Source organism: Kurthia massiliensis (genome assembly GCF_000285555.1).
Classification (GTDB): domain Bacteria; phylum Bacillota; class Bacilli; order Bacillales_A; family Planococcaceae; genus Kurthia; species Kurthia massiliensis.
The window spans coordinates 21,419-27,970 of the sequence record NZ_HE611000.1 but is presented as its reverse complement, the minus strand read 5'-3'; the positions used below and the strand labels follow the sequence as shown (position 1 = coordinate 27,970).

The 6,552-nt window shown below is 38.0% G+C and carries 6 protein-coding genes; 2 read left to right on the top strand and 4 right to left on the bottom strand.

Features of this window, described 5'->3' with window-relative positions:
* Positions 1-586, top strand: a 586-nt coding sequence (locus KMHG_RS11560; RefSeq protein WP_010289693.1) for an IS3 family transposase, incomplete at its 5' end; no start/stop codon positions are given.
* A gap of 56 nt (positions 587-642) precedes the next feature.
* Here the strand turns inward: KMHG_RS11560 and bioA are convergent.
* The 4 genes from bioA to KMHG_RS11540 are packed head-to-tail and all read right to left on the bottom strand — an operon-like array spanning position 643 to position 5,111.
* A complete protein-coding gene (gene bioA / locus KMHG_RS11555) occupies positions 643-1,983 on the bottom strand; it encodes an adenosylmethionine--8-amino-7-oxononanoate transaminase (RefSeq protein ID WP_010289692.1) in 1,341 nt (446 codons plus the stop codon).
* Positions 1,984-2,006: 23 nt separating this feature from the next.
* Positions 2,007-2,687, bottom strand: a complete 681-nt coding sequence (bioD, locus tag KMHG_RS11550; protein WP_010289691.1) for a dethiobiotin synthase — start codon at positions 2,685-2,687, stop codon at positions 2,007-2,009.
* A gap of 2 nt (positions 2,688-2,689) precedes the next feature.
* Positions 2,690-4,594, bottom strand: a complete 1,905-nt coding sequence (gene bioF / locus KMHG_RS11545) for an 8-amino-7-oxononanoate synthase (RefSeq protein ID WP_010289690.1) — start codon at positions 4,592-4,594, stop codon at positions 2,690-2,692.
* The gene (locus KMHG_RS11540) at positions 4,554-5,111 is read right to left on the bottom strand and encodes a hypothetical protein (RefSeq protein ID WP_010289689.1); all 558 of its coding nucleotides are present in this window, start codon (positions 5,109-5,111) and stop codon (positions 4,554-4,556) included. Before KMHG_RS11540 ends, bioF begins: the two co-directional genes overlap by 41 nt.
* A 331-nt stretch (positions 5,112-5,442) precedes the next feature.
* On the opposite strand from KMHG_RS11540, the gene bioB reads away from it, so the two are divergent.
* Entirely contained in the window at positions 5,443-6,435 is a 993-nt protein-coding gene (gene bioB / locus KMHG_RS11535; protein WP_010289688.1) for a biotin synthase BioB, read from the top strand.
* Positions 6,436-6,552 lie beyond the last annotated feature (117 nt).

Here is a 6,552-nt window from a genome sequence, read left to right as displayed (position 1 = left end):
CTTAAAATATATGGTGCGTATGAAAAAATATAAATCTTATAAAGGAACAGTTGGTAAAATTGCGCCAAACATTTTAAATCGTCATTTTAAAGCTGAAGCGCCAAATGAGAAGTGGGTAACGGATATTACGGAGTTTAAACTATTTGGAGAGAAGCTTTATTTATCACCTGTTTTAGACTTGTTTAATGGTGAAATTATTACCTATACAATCGGCTCTAGACCAACGTATTCTTTAGTTTCAGAGATGTTAGAAAAGGCTTTAGAGCGTTTACCAGAAGAGCACCAACTACGGATGCATTCTGATCAAGGATGGCATTATCAAATGAAGCCATATCGTGATGCGCTTCAATCAAGGGACATCGTACAAAGTATGTCTCGTAAAGGAAATTGTCATGATAATTCCGTGATGGAGAATTTCTTTGGCATTATGAAATCGGAATTTCTCTACCTAAAGGAATTTGAAAGTGTCGATCAATTTAAAGAAGAACTAAAGAAATATATAAATTATTACAACACAAAACGAATTAAGGCAAAATTAAAAATGAGCCCGGTACAATACCGAACTCATTTTATACAAGCTGCTTAAACGAAATAACCGTGTCTAACAATTAGGGGTCACTTCAAAACTGACACGCATCATTACTAACCTAAAATTTCTCTCATCGCTTCGAAACAAATGGCAATGGCTTCATCAATTTCTTGTTCGTTGATAATAAGCGGAGGATTAAAGTATAAAACGTCGCCTAACGGTCGTAAAATTAATCCTTTTTGCAAGGCTTTTTTATAAATCTGATAGCCTGTTCGAAGCGATGCATCAAATGGTTTTTTTGTTTGCTTATTTTCTACGAGTTCAATGGCATGAATTAAGCCAAGGTGTCTGATTTCACCTACATTTGGGTGTTGTCCGAGTGTATCAAATAAGGCTTTTGTTAAATAGTCGGCACGAACTGCAGCTTTCTCTAAAATATTTTCTTCACGTAATACGTTTAGAACAGCTAACGCAGCAGAACAGCCGAGTGGATTGCCACTGTATGTATGGCTATGCATAAATGCCTTGCCTTCACGATATTCTGCATAAAAGGCATCGTAAATTTTGTCCGTTGTAATTGTAATCGCCATAGGCATATAACCACCTGTAAGGCCTTTTGAAACACACATTAAATCGGGACTTACTTCTGTATGGTCAAAGGCAAACATTTTGCCAGTTCGACCAAAGCCTGTGGCAATTTCATCGGCAATTAATAATACATTGTAGTCATCACATAGTTGACGAAGCTTTTTTAAATAAAGCGGAGGATACATACGCATCCCAGCAGAACCTTGTAAAAGCGGTTCAACAATCATTGCACATGTTTCATGCCCATGCTGTTCGAATGCTTTTTCAGCTTGTGAGAAGCATTCTACCTGACAGTTATCACGTGTTTTACCAAATGGGCAACGGTAACAGTCCGGCGCTTCAATGCGAATCGTATCCATCAGCATCGGGTTGTAAATTTTCGCATATAAATCTAAGCTACCAACAGAAAGGGCGCCTATCGTTTCGCCATGATAGCCATCTGTAAAGCACATAAATCTCGTTTTTTCGGGATGCCCTGTTTGGTACTGGTATTGGAAAGCCATTTTCAAAGCAGCTTCTACAGCTGCAGAGCCATTATCTGAGAAGTTGAATTTTGTTAAATTAGCTGGCACAATTTCTGCTAATTGTTCACAAAGCATAATAGCTGGTTCATGTGTAAAGTTTGCAAAAATAACATGCTCTAGGCGATCAAGTTGTGCTTTAATGGCTGCGGTAATCGTTGGGTTTTTGTGCCCTAGTAAATTACACCACCAAGAGCTGACAATGTCGATGTAGGCTTGCTCATCCTTGTCATATAAGTAAACACCTTCACCACGGTCAATGACGATGGGCTTCAATTCCTCGTAATCCTTCATCTGTGAGCAGGGATGCCAGATGTATTTTAAATCTTTTTCCACTAAGTTCATGCTAATCCTTCTCTCGCAAAAGTTTATGCAAATAATGCTGCTAAGTGCTCTAGGTTAATGTCTAAATCAGTTGCATCCGATTGTACACAAGCAATGACAGGGACATTTGTTAATTGTTCAATCATTGCTTTATTATCGACTTTCATTATATCTTTCGTGTCATAGTGGTTTAAAATAATACCTTTCGTGCCAATGCCTTTTTGTTGTAAGTAAGACACGGTGAGAACAACGGAGTTAATAGTGCCAAGTCCGGCATCTGCCACAACAATTGTTGATAGCTGTAAATGTTGCACAATGTCCTCTAACAAAAGCTGTTGTTCATCCCAACGAATGGGACAGACGATACCGCCACTACCTTCGACCGCCATATAATCATATTTTTCACAAGTAGCTGCATAATCCTTTGTAACAACGGCTAAATCAACAGGTTTTCCTTCAAGCTTTGCGGCTAAATGTGGCGAAACTGCTTCTTCGTAGACGTAGGAAACAAGATTATCCAACGGTTCATCAAGATTTGCGATGTCGTTAACATACTTAGCATCTCCTGGAATTAAACCTTCTTGTGTTCGTTCGTTGCCACTCATAGCTGCTTTGTAGTATCCACATTGAAAGCCACTTTCACGCATTTTTTTTACCATTAGTGCTGTGACATATGTTTTGCCAACTTCCGTCCCTGTTGCTGTTATAAAAATACCTTTAGTCATGTTTAAATCTCCTTTACTAACTGCCCAATAGAAGATGCGACATCGTCCAATTGTTGTTGTGTATGGTCTGCCATTAAAGCAATGCGCAATCGTGCACTGCCTTTTGCAACGGTTGGATAACGAATAGCAGATATATAGTAGCCTTGCTCTAATAATGTTTCAGAAATGTGCATCGCTTTTTTCTCATCTCCAATGATGATGGGGAAAATAGCTGTTTCTGAGCGAGTATGAATGCCATGACGAGCTAAACAAGCATTGAAATAGCGAATGTTTTGTTGGAGCTTTTGCACTTGTTTAGACTCCTCTTCCATGAGCAATGTGAGTGCAGCGATTGAAGATGCCATTGTAACAGGAGAAAGTGACGTTGAAAAAATAAAACTGCGTGCTTTATTTTTCAAAAATTCAATCAAACGTTTTTCGCCACATACAAAGCCACCTTCACCACCTAACGCCTTACTGAGTGTTCCCATCAAAATATCAGGCTTTTGGGTCAAGCCAAAATGTTCACAAATCCCTCGACCTGTTTGCCCTAGTACGCCTGTTGAATGGGCCTCATCAATCATGGAAAATAACTCATATTGATTGGCGATACGTAAGAGCTCCGGTAAATGTACAATATCTCCATCCATACTAAAAACGGCATCACTTACAATCAAGCCACGACAGCCTGCATGTTGACGCACTTTTTCCTCTAAATCCTGCATATCATTATGCTTATATACGACAATTTGCGCTTGACTCATTTTGCAGCCATCAATAATACTGGCATGATTGAGTTCGTCGCTAAAAATAACATCATCTTTTGAGCAAAGAGCTGAAATAATTCCAACATTTGCGACATAACCACTGTTAAAGACAAGTGCATCCTCTGTACCTTTAAATACGGCTAGTTTTTGTTCTAAAGTATTATGAACTGTAGTTGTACCGGTTGTTAGGCGAGAACCACCTGATCCGATTCCAAATGTTTGTCCAACACTTAGGGCATAAGCTTTTACTCGTTCATCATTAGCAAAATTCAAGTAATTATTTGAGGCCATCATTGCGACCTGTTGCTTATTGTATAAAACGTGAGGATCAGCTGCAGAATGAATTTCTTTCGTCGTTCGGTAAAGGTTAAGATTTTTCAATTGCTCTAAGCTTTCATCGATTTTTGCCCATTTATTAGGTTTTGGCGATTGCTCGAATTGTACGAGTACTTTTTGCTCTTGTAAATAACGAATCGTATCCTGCAAAGTGCCTTCTGTTTGCTTATATAAAAAAATTCGACCGCCTAGATGACTTCCAAAATGTTTAAGTTTTGTTATACGCACATACCCAAATTTTTTCGAAGCAACGTAGCCTGTTACATAATCAGGGTCATCTGAAATACAAATTTCTCCGATAATATTCGGTGCATGTGCCACCTTTGTTGCTAGAACAAGGGCTTCCTCAAAGTGATTTTTATCTAAATAATTGATTGAAGAACACTGTTTAACTTTGTCCATGTAAGTAGCACGTACGCCTCGTGTTTGGTCGGGCTCTAAGCGTGTAAGTGTATCGATATCCAGTATCATCGCACCTCGCATGGCTGGGGCTTGCAATAACAGATCTAGTATACGCTCGTTAGTTAAAGCGCCAAGCTGTTCTAATCGTTTCTGCGCCTCTTGTAAGCCTTCTTCTACATGCGTGACTTCTACTGTTTGTACAGGTAAAGCATTTAAATAAATAATTTCATCATCAGCAGTCCTTTCTAGCTTAATATTAATAAAATCAGCTTCTCCTAAAGGGCGAGTGAGTGCTCGGCGAAGCAAGGAGGTAGTTTCTTGATAGATTTCATTTGAACGCACAATTTTTTCAGCGCCTGAAATATGTGTCGATTGCCGCCCTTTATTTTGACTTGCGCGCATTTTTAAGCTGAATAGATCCATGTAAGCCAACTCCTTGTTTTGCGTGAACTAAAAAATATTGAAAAGGTGTGCGTTGAAGAATTTTCAGTGCAATCGGATAGATGAAAAACGTCACAGTTGCAGTGAAAATCATACCGGGTAAAGCAGCAGTAATTAAAATTACAGGGCTAATTTCTAACAAACTAGCTAATACAAAACGAGCTACGAGTGTACCGAGTGGGCCTGCAATGATTAAGACAAGCATACTTGTACCGAATAGTCCGATTGTTCCTCCTGCAATAAGTCGAAAAAACATTGCAACCAGTACGTTGGTAATTGTATGGCTGCCAATTAATAAGCTAACGCCACTTGCGATTAATCCTGCATAAAGATAGCGCTTGAATCCAAACAAAGCAGCAATAATAACCGCAATAGGCGCAGAAAGTTGAAATTCTGTTCCGATCATTGGAGACGGGATTTTGAAGATTCCTGTGATGACAATGATGGCTGCTAACATGGCTATTAAAGATAATTCTTGTGTTTTACCTTTCTTTAACAATTAAATCACTACTTCCTTATGACCTTGAGAAACATTGTAGTACATCATTGAATTTATGTAAACCTATTTTTAAATTCGGTTAACGAAAAAATAATGCTGTGAAAAATTTTTCGAATACTATTGACAGAAAATTATTGAAAAACTATATTTATGTTAACCTGTTTTTAATCTAGGTTAACATAAAGAATGGTGAAACATAGTTTAAACGGTTTTTGATAATTTGATTTTCTAAGTGAATTTATGTCTGATTGATACAGGGATAATTTTAAATTGAAGAGATAGGTAAGAAGTTGCCGTAGGAGAAAATATTGCTTAAGCGAGGGATTTCAACATGAACTGGAACACATTAGCCCAGGAAGTAATTGACGGAAAGTTACTTTCAAATGAAGAAGCACTACAAATTTTGCATACAGATGATGACGACTTATTGCCATTATTACATGCAGCATTCACAATTCGTAAACATTACTATGGGAAAAAAGTAAAACTTAATATGATTTTAAATGCGAAAAGTGGCTATTGCCCAGAGAACTGTGGTTATTGTTCACAGTCATCTATTTCGTCAGCGCCGATTGAAAAGTATCCGTTTATTACAAAAGAAGAAATTTTAGAGGGTGCGAAAAAAGCATACGAAAATCAAATCGGTACATTTTGCATCGTAGCAAGTGGCCGTGGCCCAACACGTAAGGACGTAAATGTTGTAAGTGAAGCTGTAAAAGAAATTAAGGAGCAATATGGCTTAAAAGTATGTGCTTGCCTGGGGTTATTAAAAGATGAGCAAGCAGAGCAATTAAAAGGTGCGGGAGTAGATCGTTATAACCATAACCTAAATACATCTGCTCGACACCATGACTATATTACAACATCACATACATACGCAGACCGTGTAAATACGGTAGAAATTGCAAAGAAACATGGTTTATCACCATGTTCTGGTGCCATCGTAGGGATGCGTGAAACGAAGCAAGATGTAGTGGATATTGCATATGCTTTACATGCATTAGATGCGGATTCGATTCCAGTTAACTTTTTAAATGCAATTGATGGTACGAAGCTAGAAGGTACGAAGGATTTAGATACACGCTACTGTTTAAAAGTATTAGCGTTATTCCGTTTCATCAATCCAACAAAGGAAATCCGTATTGCGGGTGGTCGAGAAGTGAACTTAGGCTCGTTACAGCCATTCGGTTTATACGTAGCGAATTCAATTTTCGTTGGAGATTATTTAACAACGGAAGGGCAAGAAGAAAACGCTGATTACTTAATGTTAAAGGATTTAGGCTTTGAAATTGAGTTTGATCAAAAAGCACCTCAATGTAATTAATATACGAATTATTTGAACAAAGAACATACTCTCCTTATGATATAGAAAGCTCCGAATTGTGCAGACATTTAGCACATTTCGGAGCTTTTATTATTAGAAATTGTGGGTGTTGGTTTA